We start from the raw sequence: 16,939 nt of genomic DNA on the forward strand, positions 1-16,939 counted from the left end.
GACGGGTGATGGCTTCGCGCGTGGCCGAATTCCTGCCCGAGATACCCCAAGAACGAAACGGGCCCGACGCGATCGTGGTGGTATCGCCGTGGCTGGAGACGCCCGTCCCGTGGATCACTCTCGCCCTCGGACTGATGATGGCGCGGCGCGGCGCGCAAGTCCGCTTCGTGATCGACGATCTTCCCTATGGCGACCGCCCCTTGCGCGAAAAGTATCTCTTGGGGATCGTACGACAGGTGATGCAGCGCGTCGCCGGGCGTTTCGAAGTCGTCACGCTGAGCGACTATGCGCCGGAACCGCTGACCGATGCGGATCGGGCCGAGATTGACCGGCTGGCCCAGCACAACGCGACCTGGACCCTGCGAGGCGAAATGCCCCGGAACGGTCGCGCCAGACTGATCGCCCGCGAAACGGAACAAAACTCCCGCGCCCACGGGCATATCAAGGGCTTCTTCAAGGCGACCAAGGCGCCCGACGTGCTGCTGACCCCCGGAGGATTCTTCAGTCACTCGGGCCTGTGGATGCACGAGGCACGCGCCCACGATGTGCGGATAGGCAATTTCGATGCTGCAGGCTTCAGGGGCATGCTGATTGCAGCGAACGGCCTCGCTTGTCAGCTGCGCGACATCCCGCGCGCGTTCCGGCGGCTTCATCCGCAATGGGAAACCGACTCGACGAGCCGCGAATTCGCCCTCGCCCGTGCCGAGGAAGAACTGGCCAAGCGCCGCGCTGGCAAGGATCGCTTCAGCTATCAGATCGGCGATTCGGGCACTGGAGAGAGCGCACTGGAGGGCGGAATCCTTGTCGCGCTCAATTCTTCCTGGGACGCCGCCGCCCTCGGGCTGCATCGGGCTTTCGACACCAACACCGCATGGATCGTGGGCACCGTACGCTATCTCCTCGAGAATACCGACAGGCCGGTGATCGTCCGCCAGCATCCGGTCGAGCGCCAGCCGCTGGCTGCCACGAGCGACGACTACGCCGCGCTCCTGCGGCGCGAATTCGGTGCGCCCGAACGGCTGCATTTCATTGCCGCCGAAGATCCGGTCAACAGTTACGCCCTGCTTGAGAAAGTGGCGGCGGTGGTCGTCCATACGTCGACGATCGGAATGGAGGCGGTCGCCTTCGGCCGGCCGGTGATCACGGGATCGAGCAGCTATTATGCGGAACTCGGCTTCGTCGAATATGCCGACAACCGGGCCGACTACGAACGGCTTTTGAAGGCGGCTGCCCAGCGGGAGCTTTCGGTCAGCGCAGCGCAGCGCCAGGATGCCAAATTGTGCTTCTACCTCACCCAGTGCTGCAACTGGGTGTTTTCACCCTTCAACCCCGCGAACTACTACGAGTGGGTAGAACAGCCCTTGTCCCATTGGGCCGCCGAGCCGGCAATCGCCCGGGTGATTCATTCCCTTAATTCGGGGACGCCGGTGGCGGCGCTGAACCATCAGGCGATGGTGGATGGCCTGAGTGACGCGGGCTCTGCCTGAGGGCCGCCCGTCCCACCAGAGCGCTGACGGACTTGGCGGTTTCCCTTCTGATGCATTATTGGTAGCGAAGCGGCCATCTGCGCCGCGCGGGGCGCAAGCCGACGTCGCAGTCATTGTCAGCCGAGCCCTCGCGGGATCGCCGATCCGGAATGGAACCGTTCGAGAATAACGATGCCAGCACACCATACCGGATCATTCATTAGCGACCCTAAAGTCCGCCTTATCGCGCGGCGGGTGATGCTTTTTTTTGCCATGCTGGCCAGCGGCGGCAATCTCCTTTTCCCAAAGGCGATTGTTTACGCAGGTTTCCTGCTGCCTGCCCTGCTCCTGCGGCACCCGTCCGAGATTCTCAGCCGAACCCATCGCCTGATATGGCTGTTTCTTATCGCCTTCGGCCTGGTGGCGCTGATCGGGTACGGATCCGGCGCCGCTGGCGGAGTTGCCGGGCGCATCAGCGGGATATTAGGGGGGTGGCTGCTGCTGTGCGTTTATCTGCACGAACGGCGCGATGCGCTCGCATCCGATATTCTGATCATGCTCAAGCTGTTTGCCTATCAGGCCTTGGCGACATTCATTCTCGCGCTGGTCGAGCCGGACCTGTTCCAGGCCTTCAAGGTTTTCGGAACGACCGCAGAATATCGTAGCATTGCCTTGCTGTTCACCTATCACGAAACGTCCAGCCTGGTGTCGATCTTCAAGCGGCCCGACGGCTTCTTCTACGAACCGGGCGTTTTCCAGTTTTATCTCAATCTGCTGCTTTACCTCTCCCTGTTCTACAAGAGGCGCATGTTCGATGCAGGCGTCGCCGTCCTCGCCCTGTTCACGCTGCAATCGACGACCGGTCTGCTTATCGCATCCCTGATCTGTCTTGCCTTTGCCAAGAAGCGCTGGGCCACTTCGGCACCGTCGGAGCGATTCCTGCTCCTCTCGGTCGTTCCTTTGCTGATGGGTCCGATGCTGGTCTTTACGGCCGTGAACACGCAGGACAAACTCTACGGCGACATGCGCGGGTCGGCCATCGCGCGGCAATACGACGCAACGGCCGGTGTGGGCGTCGTGACCGAACATCCGCTCTTCGGTGTGGGCATCGACAGCGAGCGCCTGTCCCGGGAGATGTTGCGATTCGGCGACGCCAGAACCTCGGTGAGAACGTCACTCGGGAATGAGCGCGTGACGAGCAATGGCGTGCTGGAGATTGCCGGGATGATGGGCATCCCCTTTACTCTGTTCATCTTTTTCGGATTGCTGCGCCAACACTTTTTCCAGCACAGATTATTGTTTGCGATGATGGCTGTTTTTACCTTCATCAGTGAAACGCTCGTCCTCACTCCATTCTTCATGGCCATCATTCTCAGCGGCCTGATTGCGCCCGTTGCCGTGCGTACGGTCAGACAAAGGATGCCGCAGCGATCCGCTCTTCGCGGTACACCAATGCTCTCACCTGCGGGTGGCGCCGCCGCGAGCCCCAGGCGCGGGGCACGATGATCCCTCCGCGATACCGCGAACGGGCCGCCCGGCGGACCCGTTGCACAGTCCTCCCGTCACGAGAGTCGCCCGTCTTTCCGTCATGAAAATCCTGTTTATCGGCCTCGATTACCATCGCTACACCAAAGCGATCTCGGCGGAGTTCGAAGCGCTCGGCCACGAGGTGACCTTCTACGACATCTTCAAGCGGTCGGCCTATCACAAGTCGCTCCGGCTGATTTCGCTCGACCTGCAGCGCAAGGCCTATGACCGCTATCACCGCGACATTATCCTGCGCGAAGCAGGCACCGCTTATGACATGGTGCTCTTTCTGCAGTGCCATCAGGTGTCGGACGAGAACCTCGAGCTGGCGCGCAAGACATTCCCGCAGGCACGCTTCGTGCTCTACAACTGGGATTCGCTCCACACGCACGATTACGCGTCGAAAGTCCGCTTCTTCGATACCGCATTCACCTTCGACCGGCAGGATGCGATCGACCTCGATATCGAATACCTGCCGCTGTTCGGCCTGCGCGACTTTCAGGACGTCCCGCTGCGCGAGCAAAGCGATCCGCAGATCTATTTCGTCGGCAATATCGTCAATCCGACGCGCTATCTCGCGATCGACGAATTCCGCACTTACTGCGCGCAGCACGGGATCGCATTCGAAGCCTTCATGGCGGTGCGCCCGCCGGTGGTCCCCAAGTTGCTGAAGGTGGCGAGGCCCCGGGGTGTATCGCTCAGGCCCATCGCCCCGTCGCGCTTTGCCGCCATGGTTCGCAATGCGAGTGCGACCTTCGACTATGGCAATCACCGCCAGACCGGGCTGACCATGCGCACGATCGAGAATCTGTGCGCGCGCCGGAAGATCGTGACCACCAACGCACGCGTCTGCGACCACTGGTTCTATTCGCCCGACCGCATTCTGGTTGTGGAGACCGGCGATTACGACGCTGTCGCGCCTTTCCTCGAAACGTCGCTGGCCGAACCCGACCGCGCGTTCGAGGAGTTCCACATCCAGACCTTTGCCCGCTTCCTGCTTTCGCCGAGGGGCCATGCGCGCGATGGGAGCCGCCCAGACATGCCCTGAACGGCCCGCGCGTCAGCTTTCCCCAAGCGGGTTGCAAGCGCGCACCGAATGATGAGCGCGAGTGAAGGCCCAGAACGGTTGAAGGCGACGACTTTGCCAATTAGGGCGCACGGCGCACCTGTTCGGCCAATTCCTACGCCCTTCGCGACGGATTTTCTGAAACCGCTCTGAAAAGACAGCTTGTCCAGCGCAAATGGCAGACGTTCGAGGATCCAGTCGATGAATATCCTGATGGTGGCGCTCCACTACCATGACTACACCCGCGCTATCGCCGACGAGTTCGAGCGGATGGGGCACACCGTTTCGCTGCACGATATCCAGCCGCGCTCGCTGGCTTGGAAAGCGCTGAGCACGCTCTCGCGCCCGCTGTGGGAAAGGGCGCTGCACCGCCACCATGCCGCGATTCTGCGCGCGGAAAAGGGCAAGTCCTACGATCTGGTGCTGTTCATTCAGGTCCACCAGTTGCGGGTGCCCCAGCTCGATGCCTTCCGCGACGCCTTCCCGGCCGCGCGCTTCGCTCTCTACAACTGGGATTCGATCGACAACCACGATTACCGCCCCTTCGCGGACCGGTTCGACGATATATACACCTTCGACCAGGGTGATGCGGCGAGGCACGGCTACAAGTACCTGCCGCTGTTCTGCCTGCGCCAGTTCCAGTTCGAGGAAGACCCGCGCGAGGCGCAAAAGGGCGTCTATTTCGTCGGCAATCTCGTGAAGATCCCGCGCTATGTGATGATCGCCGAGTTTCGCGATTATTGCGAACAGCGTGGCATCCCGTTCAAGACCCATCTGGCCACCACGCCGCCGGTCAAGGCGGCCCTGGTCAAGGCCGGGCACGTGCCGCGCGGGCTCGCCAGCGGGCCGATTGCGAAGGAGGATTTCATCGCGATGATGAAGTCCGTCAGCGCGACCTTCGATTTCGCCAATCACCACCAGACCGGCTACACGATGCGGGTGATCGAGAACCTGTGCGCCCGGCGCAAGATCATCACCAGCAATGCCGGCGTAAAGCGCGAGAGCTTCTATTCGCCCGATCGGTTCCACGTGTTCGAAGAAGGCGACGGGTTCGCAGGGGTCGAGGAATTCCTCGACACGCCGCTGGCAGAGCCCGAGCGCATGTTCCCAGAATATCACGTACAGACCTTCGCCAGGCACCTGATCGAAGGGACGTCCCATCCCAATCCGCAGGCCTGATCCGGTGGCTAAGCCCGTCACCAAAACCTGCCTGCTGATCCTGCCGCGCACCTTCTACAGCTTCGCGAAGATGTTCGGCAACGCGCTGCGCGATCTGGGTTACGAGGTGACTGAAGCGAACGAGGAATATCCCGAAAATCCGCTCGGCAAGGTCATGGCCAAGCTCGACCTCGAAGTCGCGCGGCGGATCACCCGCCGCGTCATCAACGAGCGGTTTCTGGCCGGGAAACGTTATGACCTCGTGGTCATCATCAAGGGTCGCGGGGTCGGCAAGCAGCTGGTCGCGGACCTGAAGGCGCATGCAGGCAAGGTCGTCGGCTATCATTTCGATGCGCTGGCCTACGACCGCGCGACCGAGCGTTGGGCCGAGGGGATCGATCGCGTCTCCACCTTCGATTCGCGCGATGCGAAGGCCAAGGGCTGGCCGCTGGTCGAGTTGTTTTCCGCCGAGGCACCGCCCGCCGAGCCGCAGCCGATCGAAATCGGCTTCTCGGCGATCATGCGCAACCATTCGAACCGGCTCGCCTATCTCGATGCGGTGGTGCGCGCGCTCGACATCGAACCCGAGGACTCGTTTTTCTACATCTTCGAGCAGGACGTCCGCTCACTGGCGTGGAATTTCCTCAAGCAGCCGCGGCTCTATCGCCGCTGGCGCAAGCACATCCATCGCACGCCGTTGCCCTACGAGGAGTACCGCCGGGTGCTCGCGACGTCCGACTTCACGATCGATTACGCGCACGACAAGCAGACCGGCTTGACCATGCGCAGTTTCGAAGCGCTGGCGAGCGGGGCGAAACTCATCACCAACAATCCGCATGTCACCCGCAGCCCCCATTTCGACGAAGCGCATCGGATCGTCTTCAGGCCCGGCGACGACCCGGCGACGCTCCAGCGGGAGGTCGCCGCCAGGAAGGGCAAGCGGCCTGCGATCCGCTGGCGTTCGGTGACCGACTGTCTGCTCGAAATCATCGGCGAGCGCGAGCCTCCGCAAGCCGTTTGACTTGGCAGGCGCGCCAGCTAGAAGGCCTGCAAAATCAGCGTCGCGCGGCGCGCGCGCATCGTCCGTTGGATCGAACCTTCATCATGAACAACCTTCTGAAACTCGGGATCATCGGCGCCGGGCGCATGGGGATCACCCATTACTCGATCGCCAACGCGCACGACCATGCCAAGGTGGCGGCGGTGGCCGACCCCTCCAAACTGGTGACGACGATGCTGGGCAAATATGCCCGGATCGCCACCTACAAAGACTACAAGGGCCTGCTGAAGGGCGAGGAACTGGACGCGGTGCTGGTCTGCACCCCGCCCGCCTTCAATACCGACATTCTCGACGCCGTGCTCGAACGCAAGCTGCACGCCTTCGTCGAAAAGCCCTTCATGCTTTCGGCCGGAGACGGCGAGCGGTTCGCCCGCAGCTTCGATGCGGCCGGCCTCGTCAACCAGGTCGGCTACGTCAATCGCTGGAACGACATGTTCACGCGGGCCAAGACGTTCGTCGAAGAAGGCCTGATCGGCAAGCCGCTGCGCTTCCGCAGCGAGATGTTCAGCCCCACGATCACTCGCGATCCGGGCGATGCAGGCTGGCGATCGACCCATGCGAATGGCGGTGGCGCGGTCTACGAAATGGCGAGCCACGCGATCGACCTCATCAATTACATGCTGGGCGCGCCAGACCGGGTCGGCGGCACCAGCCTGACCAAGGTGTGGTCGAAGCAGGTCGAGGATGTGGTCAGCTCGTCGCTGTTCTACGATAGCGGGCTGGCGGGCACGATCTACGTCAACTGGTCCGATGCCAGCTTCAGAAAGCCGACCAACAAGTTCGAAGTCTTCGGCAGCGAGGGCAAGATCCAGGTCGATCAGCACGGCATGAAGATATTCCTCACCCGGGCGAACGAGGCGCATGGACTGAAAGAAGGCTGGAACCAGCTCTACATCACCGATGTGTTCTCGTCCGTGCCCTTCTATGTCCGCGGCATAGAATACACCGCGCAGCTGTTCGACTTCATCGACGCCGTACGCGCAGCGAAGGCGGGCGAGGCTGCGCCGGTACGCTGTACCTTCGCCGATGCGAGTGCCAATCTGCGGGTGATCGAGCAACTGTTCGCCGACGGAGCCGCCAACGCCCAGGGAGACGCCGCATGAGCACCAGCGGGCCCATCGACCGGATCGTCTTCGGCGACAACCAGTTCTTCGGCATCAACCACATGAGCCAGGACAAGGCGCAGGAACGCGCCGAGCGCTTCGCCAAGCTCGACAATGTGATGGCGGTCTACGACCATGCGATCGAGGCGGGCATCGAAGGGATCATGCTCAACAGCAATGATCGCGCGCGCGGCATCTGCGACCGGTTCCGCGCGGACAAGGCGAAGTACGGCCACCTCAAATGGTACCCCTCCATCCCCTATCCGCACAAATACGCGGCGATGGTCAACGACAAGGGCATGGTCGGCGCGGCGCAGGAAATGCTGTTCGCGCAAGGGGCGAAATCGGCGCTGGGCAAGATGGTCACCGGTGGCATGGCGGTCGCCACGCTCGACGCGGTCAAGCTGATGAAGATGCTCGTCGACCAGGAGATGGAGATCTACCACGATCTGGATATCCGGGTCGTGTTCCTGCAGAACATCATCGTCGACCTGATGCTGGGCTACGACGTGGCCGAGCCGTTCGTTGCGTATTGCCAGCATATCCGGAAGAAATACGGTGCCTATCCCGGCCTCATCACGCAGAATCTGCCGTTCCTGCGGCGCAAGCTGATCGAATGGGGAATCGAGGACGTCGTGATCTGCGCCTCGATCAATAAGATCGGCTACCTGATGTCGCCCGACGTGGCGGAATACGAGGCGGTTCTGGCCGGGAACGATGGTGACAAGTACCCGGTCATGGCGATGTCCACGCTCGCTTCGGGCGCGGTGCCGCCGACCGAAGCCTACGACTATATCAACCGGCTGAACGTGCAGTCGGTGGTGTTCGGCGCCTCGTCGCCAGGCAATATCCAGCAGACCGTCTCGCTTATCGAGCAGGGGAACGAACGGCCATGAAAATCCTGATCACCGGCGGCGCCGGCTTCATCGGCTCGCGCCTTGCGCTGCGCCTGGTCGAGAACGGGCACGAGGTAACCGTGCTCGATAACCTGCTGCCGCAGGTTCATGGGGACGATACCGAAGCGTCCGAAGGCTATCGCGCGATTGAAGGCAAGACCCGCTTCATCAAGGCGAGCGTGACCGAGCGCGATGCGATGGAGCGTGCGCTCGACGGGCAGGAAGCGGTCGTCCACCTCGCGGCGGAGACCGGCACCGGCCAGTCGATGTATCAGATCGAACGCTATTCGGACGTCAATATCGGGGGCACTTCGCTGCTGCTCGATATCCTCGCCAACAGCGATCATTCAGTGAAGCGCGTGGTGGTCGCATCGTCGCGCTCGATCTACGGCGAAGGCCGCTATCGCACGCCCGACGGCAACTATGTCTATCCGGAGCATCGCGCGGAAGCCGCGATGCAGGCAGGCGATTTCGACGTGACGCATCCCGGCGTGGACGGCCCGCTCGAACTGGTTGCGACGGACGAGGATTCGAAGATCCACCCCAGCTCGGTCTACGGCATCACCAAGCAGGTGCAGGAACAGCTGGTAATGACGGTGTGCCCGTCGATCGGCATCGAGGGCGTCGCCTTCCGCTATCAGAACGTCTTCGGCCCCGGCCAGTCGCTGTCCAATCCCTATACCGGCATCCTCTCGATCTTCTCGAACCTGATGATGCAGGGCAAGCCGATCAATATCTTCGAGGACGGCGAGGAAAGCCGCGACTTCGTGTTCGTCGACGATGTGGTCGAGGCGACCGTGCTCGGTGTCGAGCATCCGGGCGCCGCGAACGAGGTCTTCAATGTCGGCACCGGCGTTCCGGTGACCGTGATGACCGTGGCGCGAACGCTCGCCCGCCTGCTTCAGGCCGACGTACCGATCGAGGTCAGCGGCAATTTCCGTCTCGGCGATATCCGGCATAATTATGCGGATATGGAGAAGATTCGCGAGAAGCTGGGCTTCACCCCCGCCTACGACTTCGAAGCCGGCATTGCGCGGCTTGCCGCGTGGGCGCAGGCATCGGGCCCGCAGGCGAGCACCTACGAGGAAAGCCTCGAGGAAATGCGCCGCAAGGGCCTGATGAAGTAGGGCCCGGATGATGGGACGCGTGCGAGACACTATCGAACTGGGTCGCCAGAACCTTCCGCTGGTCACCCTCATGGTCCTGCTCGCGGTGACCTTCGCGACCGGTGGTAGCGCGCGTGCCGAGGTCATGTCGCTGGCGTTGTTGCGCCCGGTCGGCGTGATCTGCCTTGGCATCGGGCTGATAGGCATCGACGGAGCCGCATGGCGGGCCCACCGGCTCGCGCTGATCTTCATGGCCGCGATCCTGGGCCTGATCCTGATCCACCTCATCCCTCTGCCGCCCGCCATCTGGATGGCTCTGCCGGGCCGCGAACTGGCGGTGCAAGCGGGCGAGGCGGTCGGCGGCACGCAGCCGTGGCGGCCGATCGCGCTGGTGCCCTACCGTGCCTGGAACGCCTTTTACGCGATGGTGATCCCCGCCGCGGCAATGGTTCTCGCGGCACAGATACCGACCGACAAGCTGCGGCTGGCGCTGTATGCGATCATCGCCTTCGCGATCGCATCCTCGCTCTGGGCGATCGTCCAGACGGTGAGCGGGTTCAACGAGTCCTTCTATTTCTACCGCGTGTCGAGCGGAGGATCGGCCAATGGTCTTTTTGCCAACCGCAATCATCAGGCGGCGCTGCTCGTCCTGTCCCTGCCGACCCTCGCCCTCGTCGCATCCCGCATCACCGGCCCCAACCGGCTCGTGATGCTCGCACTTTCGGCCGGGCTCGGCATGCTGCTGCTGTTGCTCGTTTTCGCCACCGGTTCGCGCGCCGGCCTCGCCTTCAGCCTGGCGGCGCTCGGGCTGTGCTATCCGATCTGGCTCGCCCGGCCCCATGACAGACGCGTGCCGCGGCGCGGCCTCCGGCGCAACTACGCCGCCCCTGCGCTGGCGATAGGGCTGCTAGTCGCGCTCGCGATCCTTGCCATGGTCCTGTCGCGCGCCGAGGGGCTTGAGCGTATTTTCGCGGGCGGCCAAGTCGAGCAAAATCGACTTTCCACCTGGAGTACGATCGTCGGCTTCATGGGGCACTACATGCCCGTCGGATCAGGCGTCGGGTCGTTCGTGGAAATCTTCCAGGTCCACGAACCATCCGATCTGCTGAGCGGCCCCTACTGGAACCATGCGCATAACGACTGGCTGGAATGGACGCTCGAAGGTGGGGTTCTGGCGATCATTCCGATGGCCGCCGGGCTGCTCGCGTATGCCCTGCGAACCTGGCAGCTGATCCGGACGGACGGCAAGGGAAGGCTGCGTTACCAGATGGCCGTGCTGGCGGCAGCGGTCATTTTTATCCTTGGTCTTTGGAGCGTGGTCGACTATCCCCTTCGCACGCCGAGCCTTGCTGTAATCGCAAGCCTTTGTGCAGTGTGGCTAACACGTCCTCAGCTTGGAAAAGGGCAGGCAATGCCCGACGGTACGGTCGGATGATTGCCGCCGATATGATAGGTTCGGTTTTGTTTATGAATCCGAGGGGGATCTGAAATTGCGGAAATTCGCGCTTCTCCTCGCCCCGGTCGCGATGCTGGCCGGCTGCGCAAGTACCCCCGATCCGATCGGCGGCTCTCCCTCGCTGACCGTCATCCAGGGCGATCTCCCGGCCCCGTCTCAAGCCGATTACTATGATCTCGAAGGGGCGTTCCTCGTCGGTCCCTACGACGTGCTCAAGATCGACGTTTTCGGCGTGACCGAGCTCAGCAATCGCGAAGTCCGTGTCGATGGGAATGGCATGATCGCCTTCCCTCTGATCGGCGAAGTGGATGTGCGCGGCCTCACGCCTTCGCAAGTCAGTGCGATCATCGCCGAACGTCTGCGCGACAACTACATCCGCGACCCGCGGGTGACCACCAATGTCGAAAGTTCGGAAAACCGCACCGTCACGGTCTACGGGGAAGTGCAACAGCCGGGCGTGTTCCCGGTCCAGGGACGCACCACGCTGATCCGCGCCGTCGCGCGGGCCCGCGGTCTTGCCGAATTCGCCGACGCCCGCGACGTCGTCGTCTTCCGGACGGTCGACGGGCAGCGGATGGCCACCCTCTACAATCTCGATGCGATCAGCCGGGGCGCCTATGACGATCCGCTCATCTATCCCAATGATACGGTCGTGGTCGGCGAATCCGATGCCCGCCGGCTGTTTCAGGACATCGTAGGCGTCGCCACCGTTCTGGTGACTCCGGTTACCTTGCTGCTTCAACGAGCATTCTAAGAAAGCTTTGGTTTGGACAACGTGACGCAGGAATTCGATCCGCGCGAACCCACCCTCGCGGAAAGTGCTGCGGCAACACCTGGCGAAGGTGGCGCGGGCACTGCGGCCCCCATGCTGTGGCAATATGTCGCCATCTTCCTGCGGCGGAAATGGGTCATCCTCGCCGTCACGGCGCTTGCGGTGCTGATCGGGCTCGCGGTTACGCTGATGACCCCGCCGCAATATACCGCGGCCTCCCGGATCGAGATCAGCCGCAACCAGCAGCGTATTACCAATGTCGAAGGGGTCGAGCAGTCCGACCGCACCTTCGACACCGAGTTTTACGAAACGCAGTACGAGCTGCTGCGGACCCGATCCGTGGCGGAACGCGTCGTGCGCGACCTGCGGCTCGCCAACAGCACCGAATTCTTCGTCGCCCACGGCATCGAGCCTGGCGGTGCCGATTGGCTTTCAGCCGATCCGGACCAGCCGATCACGCGCGAAACGCTCGACAAGCGGCGCGAGGTTGCGACCGGCCTGCTGCTCGGCAACATCGCGGTTGCGCCCATCGCGCGTTCGGCGCTGGTCGACATCGCGTATACCAGCCAGAACCCCACGATCTCCGCCCAGGTTGCCAATTCGTGGGCAGAGCAGTTCATGGCCGACAGCATGGACCGCCGGTTCGAATCGACCGACGATGCGCGAGAGTTCCTCGAAGGGCGGCTCGAAGAGCTGCGCCAGCGCGTCGAGGAATCGCAGTCCCAGCTCGTCAATTACGCCAACGAGCGTGGCATCGTGGTTCTCGACCGCGTGGAGCGCGATGGACGAACGGTTTCCAGCCCGACCCTGGTTGCGCAGAACCTCCAGGCCGCCAACGCGGCGCTCGCCACCGCGTCCGAAGACCGGATCCAGCAGGAAGCCCGCGCATCCGCGGTGCGCAACAACAATACCGATCTGGTCAACAACCCGGCGATCAGCAATTTGCGCCAGCGGCGCGCCGATCTGCGGGCGGACTATGCCCGCCTGATGGCGCAGTTCGAGCCGGGATACCCTCCGGCGGAGGCCCTCCAGCGCCAGATCAACAATCTCGACCAGGCCATCGCACAGGAAGAAGGTCGCGTACGGCAGAGTGCGCAGGCCGATTATCAGGCTGCCCTGCAGCGCGAGCAGACCTTGCAGGCGCGGGTCGACGAACTGACCCAGCAACTTTCCAACCAGGAACGCGACCGGATCCAGTACGCGATCTACCAGAACGAGGTGGATACGAACCGGGAGCTTTATGACGGTCTGCTGCAGCGCTACAAGGAAATCGGCGTTGCCGGCGTCGCGGCCAACAATATTTCACTGGTCGACCCCGCGCAGATCCCGAAGGGTCCCTCGTCACCCAACCTGATCCTCAATCTTCTGATTGCTCTGGTGGGCGGGATTGCCCTGTCCGGGGTTGCGGTCTTCATCCTCGAACAGTTTGACGAAGGACTGAAGAGCCCCAACGACGTGAAGCTCGTCACAGGGCTCCCGCTGCTCGGTGCGATCCCGGCGATCGGGGAGGAGGAGAATCCTGTAGACTTGGTCACCGACCCCAAGACCGAGATTTCCGAAGCCTATCTGACGGTCCGGTCCAACCTCGCCTTCTCGACCACCGCCGGGGTACCGGGCACCCTGATGGTGACGAGCACCCGCCCCGCCGAAGGCAAGAGCACGACCAGCTTTGCGATCGCCAACGTGCTCGCCCGCACTGGCAAGCGGGTGCTGCTGGTCGATGCCGACATGCGCTCCCCCTCGCTCCATGCTTTCTTCGACATGGAGAACGGAGCCGGTTTCTCCGACTGCCTTTCGAGCCAGGCGGAGATCGCGAGCGTCATCCGCCGCACCGAGATCGAGAACCTCTCTTTCCTCAGTGCCGGGCGTACTCCGCCCAGCGCCGCAGAGCTGCTCAGCAGCGACCGGCCGCGTGAACTGATAGACACGCTGGCCGCGCAGTTCGATCACGTCGTGATCGACGCACCGCCCCTGCTCGGCATTGCCGATGCCACGCTGCTCTCGCGGGCCGTCTCCGCGCTGGTCTACGTGGTCGAAGCCAACGGCGCGCCAGGCCGTGCGATCAACAATTCGCTCGACCGCCTGCGCACCAGCGACGTCCCCATTCTCGGCATCGTCTTCACCAAGTTCTCGGGTCAGGCGATCGATAGCTACGGGTATGGCTATGGCTATGGGTACGGCCTGAAGTACGGAGCGGAGCCAGAGGAAGCCTGATGGCCGGCAGCAAGCTCGCCCGATGGCGGACCCCTGCCATTGTCGTCGCAACGATCCTGCTCGCGATTTCCGCGACGACATCGGCGCTGGTCAACTTCTTGCACGAGCCGGCACCTCAGCTGGCGCTCACGATCGATCCGCAAGACCCGGTCGCACTCGCAACCGATATGCAGACGCGGCTTGCGGCGGGCGGCGTTCTGACCGGCGGCCAGCGCGCGATCGGTGCGGTCGCACGGCGCTCGGTCACCCGGGCACCGATCAACCCGGAAGCCCTTCGCCTGTCCGGACTGGCCAGCAGCGCGGGCGGTGAAGACGCTGTCAGCAATGCATCGATCCAGATGCGGCTCGCCAACCGCATGTCGCGGCGCGACCTGGCATCGCAGCTCTGGCTGATCGAGGACGCGGTCAATCGCAACGACGTCGCTGCTGCGCTCTATCACTACGATGTGGCGCTGCGCGTCCGTGATTCGGTGCGTCCGCTCCTCTATCCGGTGCTCACTCAGGCGCTGGAAGAACCGGTGATCCGCAAGCGCTTCCTGCCTTACATGGAAGCGAAGCCCAGGTGGCTGCCGTCCTTCCTGCGCTTCGCCGTCGCCAATAGCGAGGACCGCCGGAGCCTCGCCGCGCTCTCACGGGCGGCCGGGGGCTTTCCGGAGGGTGAGTCCTATGCTTCGCTCGATGCCGAACTGATGGTCGGCCTGGTCCAGCAAAGCGCGTGGCAGAGCGCAGTCGACCACCTCAAGCGAACGACCGATGCTGCGGACGAATTGCTGACCACGATCGAGATGTCGCCAAACAACACCGATCTGGACTTCGCGCCCTTCGTCTGGCGCCCGATGCCGGTCGACAAGATCCAGTCGGGATTCTTCGCGTCCGAGTCCGGGCCAGTCGAACTCGAGCTGGTCGTCGAATCCGGCTACCAGGGTGGCGTGGCAACCAAGACGCTCGGCCTTACGCCGGGCAACTATCGGGTGCGAGCGAACATCCGTGCGCAAGACGCTTTTCGCGGGGCACAAATGAGGTGGCTGCTGCGCTGCGGTGAGGAAGGCTCGCCGCGCTATCCGGTCAACGAGACCTTCCCGGTCGAGCGTGAAAACCCGGTCGACGTCGCCTTCGTGGTGCCGAGCGGCTGCCCCACGCAGGAACTGCAGCTCGGCCTGATGACCAGCCCGGCGCCCGGAAACATGACCATCACCATCTCCGATCCAAAGCTCGTCCGGACCGGCTCCGCAGCCGCCGAATAGCCCCCGGGCCTGCGCACAATGCCGGAATAGCCAGCTACGGCTGCTGGTCGGCCATCGCGCGAATACATGCGATCGCGAGCCGGGCATGATCGCTCCGCCCGATATCCGGCGCTTTACTGCGCTGTGCCATGGCGGCCTCGACACTCGGGCCTTCGCCACCGCGCGAGGCTTCGGCGCGCTCGACGAACACCTTGCGCGCGGCCACCAGGCTCCGGACTTCGGGCGTGGTCTCGCCGCCGGAAATGCCCCGCAAGGCGTCGACCATCGTGTCGATCGCAACGGCGCAGTTCACATTGCCGGTAAATTCGCTCTGCCCTTCGACATCGAGCCGTCCCCCGAGCGAGAGCGCCTCGGCCGCGCCGGGCGGATCGGCCCCCTCGCTGTCCGGCATTTCGACCGGATCGCCGCCGGAGCAGCCGGTCACCAGGGCCGCAAGGGCAAGCGCGGGGAGGAAGCGTGAGAACATCGCGAAATCCGGATAAAATCTGTCGGTCGGCGGTCCTTATCCGGCGCGCCGTCCGGGGTCCAGCCGGGCGGCCCCTGCTGCGCCCTTACTGCTGCCAAATCCCGCGCGTGTCGTAGACCAGCGCATGCTTGCGCTCATCGGCGGGGATCGACCGGAACAGGTCGTGGTCGACCAGCACGATCAGGATGCCGCAGTTCTCCAGCGCGGCATCGATGTCGATCAGCTTCGCGCCGGTCTCCCCGAATTCTATCGGCAGTTCTTTCGCGTAGGGCTCGACGATGTTGATCCGCTCGCCGAACCTGCGCGCCAGCCGCGCGGCGATGAAGCGCGCCGGGCTCTCCCGGAAATCGTCGATATTGGCCTTGAAGGCCAGGCCCATGCACGCAACTGGCAGACCCGGGTTGTCCTCGATCAAGGTCGTCGCGCGCGCCAGCACGTGGTGCATCTTGGCATCGTTGACCTCGCGCGCGGTGCGGATCGTGCGCGCCTCGTCGGGCGCGCCGTGGACGATGAACCACGGGTCGACCGCGATGCAGTGGCCGCCCACACCGGGGCCGGGCTGGAGGATGTTCACGCGCGGATGGCGGTTGGCGAGGCGGATCACCTCCCAAACGTCCAGCCCCTGCTTGTCCGCGATCATCGACAGTTCGTTGGCGAAGGCAATGTTCACATCGCGAAACGCATTCTCGACCAGCTTGGTCATCTCCGCCGCGCGGGCATCGGTGGTTACGCATTCGCCGCGCACGAAGCGCTTGTAGAAGGCGAGCGCCTTGCGCGCACAGCGCGGCGTGATCCCGCCGACCGAGCGGTCGTTATGGACCAGTTCCTCCAGGATGCGCCCTGGCAGAACCCGTTCGGGACAATAGGCGATCGCGATGTCGGGCGTGCCATCGGCCATGCCGGGCATCATGAGATCGGCGCGGCGCTCCGCCAGCCGGTCCCGCACCGCATCGGTCGTGCCGACCGGGCAGGTCGATTCGACGATCACCAGCGCGCCCGGCTTCAGCATCGGCGCAATCGCGTCCGCCGCCGCCATGACATAGCTTGTATCGGGCTCGTGCTCGCTCTCCCGCCGAAAGGGAGTCGGCACGGCGATCACGTAAACATCGGCCTCGGGCATCTGCGTGCTCGCGCGCAGGGTGCCGCGGTTGACGACGGCCTGCACCAGCCCGTCGAGATCGACCTCCTCGATATGGATGTCGCCGCGATTGATCGTCTCGACCACCTCGGCCGAGGTATCGACCCCCGTCACCTCGCACCCGCTGCGCGCGATGATCGCGGCGGTCGGGAGGCCGATATAGCCCAGGCCGACCACGGCCACGGTGCATTTGTCGTTCGTCATGCCGGGGAGCCTCTGTCACGCGATGTCCTGTGGCGCGCTTTTGCATGGACACGGTAAAATTTA

14 protein-coding genes are annotated in these 16,939 nt (G+C 63.5%); 12 read left to right on the forward strand and 2 right to left on the reverse strand.

What is annotated here, in order from left to right; genetic code table 11:
- The first annotated feature begins 8 nt into the window (after nucleotides 1-8).
- From ACYQ0L_RS07385 to ACYQ0L_RS07440, 12 genes are all read left to right on the forward strand, one after another.
- Nucleotides 9-1,487: a capsular polysaccharide export protein, LipB/KpsS family gene (locus ACYQ0L_RS07385; protein ID WP_459789007.1), complete on the forward strand. Its 1,479-nt coding sequence runs from the start codon at nucleotides 9-11 to the stop codon at nucleotides 1,485-1,487.
- A 171-nt stretch (nucleotides 1,488-1,658) separates the two neighbouring features.
- Nucleotides 1,659-2,972 (forward strand): hypothetical protein, encoded by a 1,314-nt coding sequence (locus ACYQ0L_RS07390; RefSeq protein ID WP_459788406.1) that lies wholly within the window; start codon nucleotides 1,659-1,661, stop codon nucleotides 2,970-2,972.
- Between the two features lie 82 nt (nucleotides 2,973-3,054).
- Nucleotides 3,055-4,041: a WaaS/CpsH family glycosyltransferase gene (locus ACYQ0L_RS07395; protein WP_459788407.1), complete on the forward strand. Its 987-nt coding sequence runs from the start codon at nucleotides 3,055-3,057 to the stop codon at nucleotides 4,039-4,041.
- A gap of 219 nt (nucleotides 4,042-4,260) precedes the next feature.
- Nucleotides 4,261-5,238, forward strand: a complete 978-nt coding sequence (locus tag ACYQ0L_RS07400) for a WaaS/CpsH family glycosyltransferase (RefSeq protein ID WP_459788408.1) — start codon at nucleotides 4,261-4,263, stop codon at nucleotides 5,236-5,238.
- Nucleotides 5,239-5,242: 4 nt separating this feature from the next.
- Nucleotides 5,243-6,238, forward strand: coding sequence for a WaaS/CpsH family glycosyltransferase (locus ACYQ0L_RS07405; protein ID WP_459788409.1), 996 nt, complete (start codon nucleotides 5,243-5,245; stop codon nucleotides 6,236-6,238).
- A gap of 83 nt (nucleotides 6,239-6,321) precedes the next feature.
- On the forward strand, nucleotides 6,322-7,380 hold the full coding sequence (locus tag ACYQ0L_RS07410; protein ID WP_459788410.1) for a Gfo/Idh/MocA family protein: 1,059 nt from the start codon (nucleotides 6,322-6,324) through the stop codon (nucleotides 7,378-7,380).
- Complete coding sequence (locus ACYQ0L_RS07415; protein WP_459788411.1) at nucleotides 7,377-8,276, forward strand: hypothetical protein; 900 nt, start codon at nucleotides 7,377-7,379, stop codon at nucleotides 8,274-8,276. Before ACYQ0L_RS07410 ends, ACYQ0L_RS07415 begins: the two co-directional genes overlap by 4 nt.
- Complete coding sequence (locus ACYQ0L_RS07420; protein WP_459788412.1) at nucleotides 8,273-9,403, forward strand: NAD-dependent epimerase/dehydratase family protein; 1,131 nt, start codon at nucleotides 8,273-8,275, stop codon at nucleotides 9,401-9,403. The genes ACYQ0L_RS07415 and ACYQ0L_RS07420 overlap by 4 nt, the downstream gene beginning before the upstream one ends.
- A gap of 7 nt (nucleotides 9,404-9,410) precedes the next feature.
- Entirely contained in the window at nucleotides 9,411-10,817 is a 1,407-nt protein-coding gene (locus tag ACYQ0L_RS07425) for an O-antigen ligase family protein (RefSeq protein WP_459788413.1), read from the forward strand.
- 55 nt (nucleotides 10,818-10,872) lie between these two features.
- Entirely contained in the window at nucleotides 10,873-11,592 is a 720-nt protein-coding gene (locus tag ACYQ0L_RS07430; protein ID WP_459788415.1) for a polysaccharide biosynthesis/export family protein, read from the forward strand.
- A 21-nt stretch (nucleotides 11,593-11,613) separates the two neighbouring features.
- Complete coding sequence (locus ACYQ0L_RS07435; RefSeq protein ID WP_459789008.1) at nucleotides 11,614-13,824, forward strand: GumC family protein; 2,211 nt, start codon at nucleotides 11,614-11,616, stop codon at nucleotides 13,822-13,824.
- Entirely contained in the window at nucleotides 13,824-15,068 is a 1,245-nt protein-coding gene (locus ACYQ0L_RS07440) for a hypothetical protein (protein WP_459788416.1), read from the forward strand. The genes ACYQ0L_RS07435 and ACYQ0L_RS07440 overlap by 1 nt, the downstream gene beginning before the upstream one ends.
- Before the next feature lie 34 nt (nucleotides 15,069-15,102).
- On the opposite strand, the gene ACYQ0L_RS07445 is transcribed toward ACYQ0L_RS07440, so the two are convergent.
- Nucleotides 15,103-15,534, reverse strand: a complete 432-nt coding sequence (locus ACYQ0L_RS07445) for a hypothetical protein (protein WP_459788417.1) — start codon at nucleotides 15,532-15,534, stop codon at nucleotides 15,103-15,105.
- 85 nt (nucleotides 15,535-15,619) lie between these two features.
- On the reverse strand, nucleotides 15,620-16,876 hold the full coding sequence (gene wecC / locus ACYQ0L_RS07450) for a UDP-N-acetyl-D-mannosamine dehydrogenase (protein WP_459788418.1): 1,257 nt from the start codon (nucleotides 16,874-16,876) through the stop codon (nucleotides 15,620-15,622).
- Between the last annotated feature and the right edge of the window lie 63 nt (nucleotides 16,877-16,939).

Source organism: Alteriqipengyuania triglochinis, assembly GCF_054655655.1.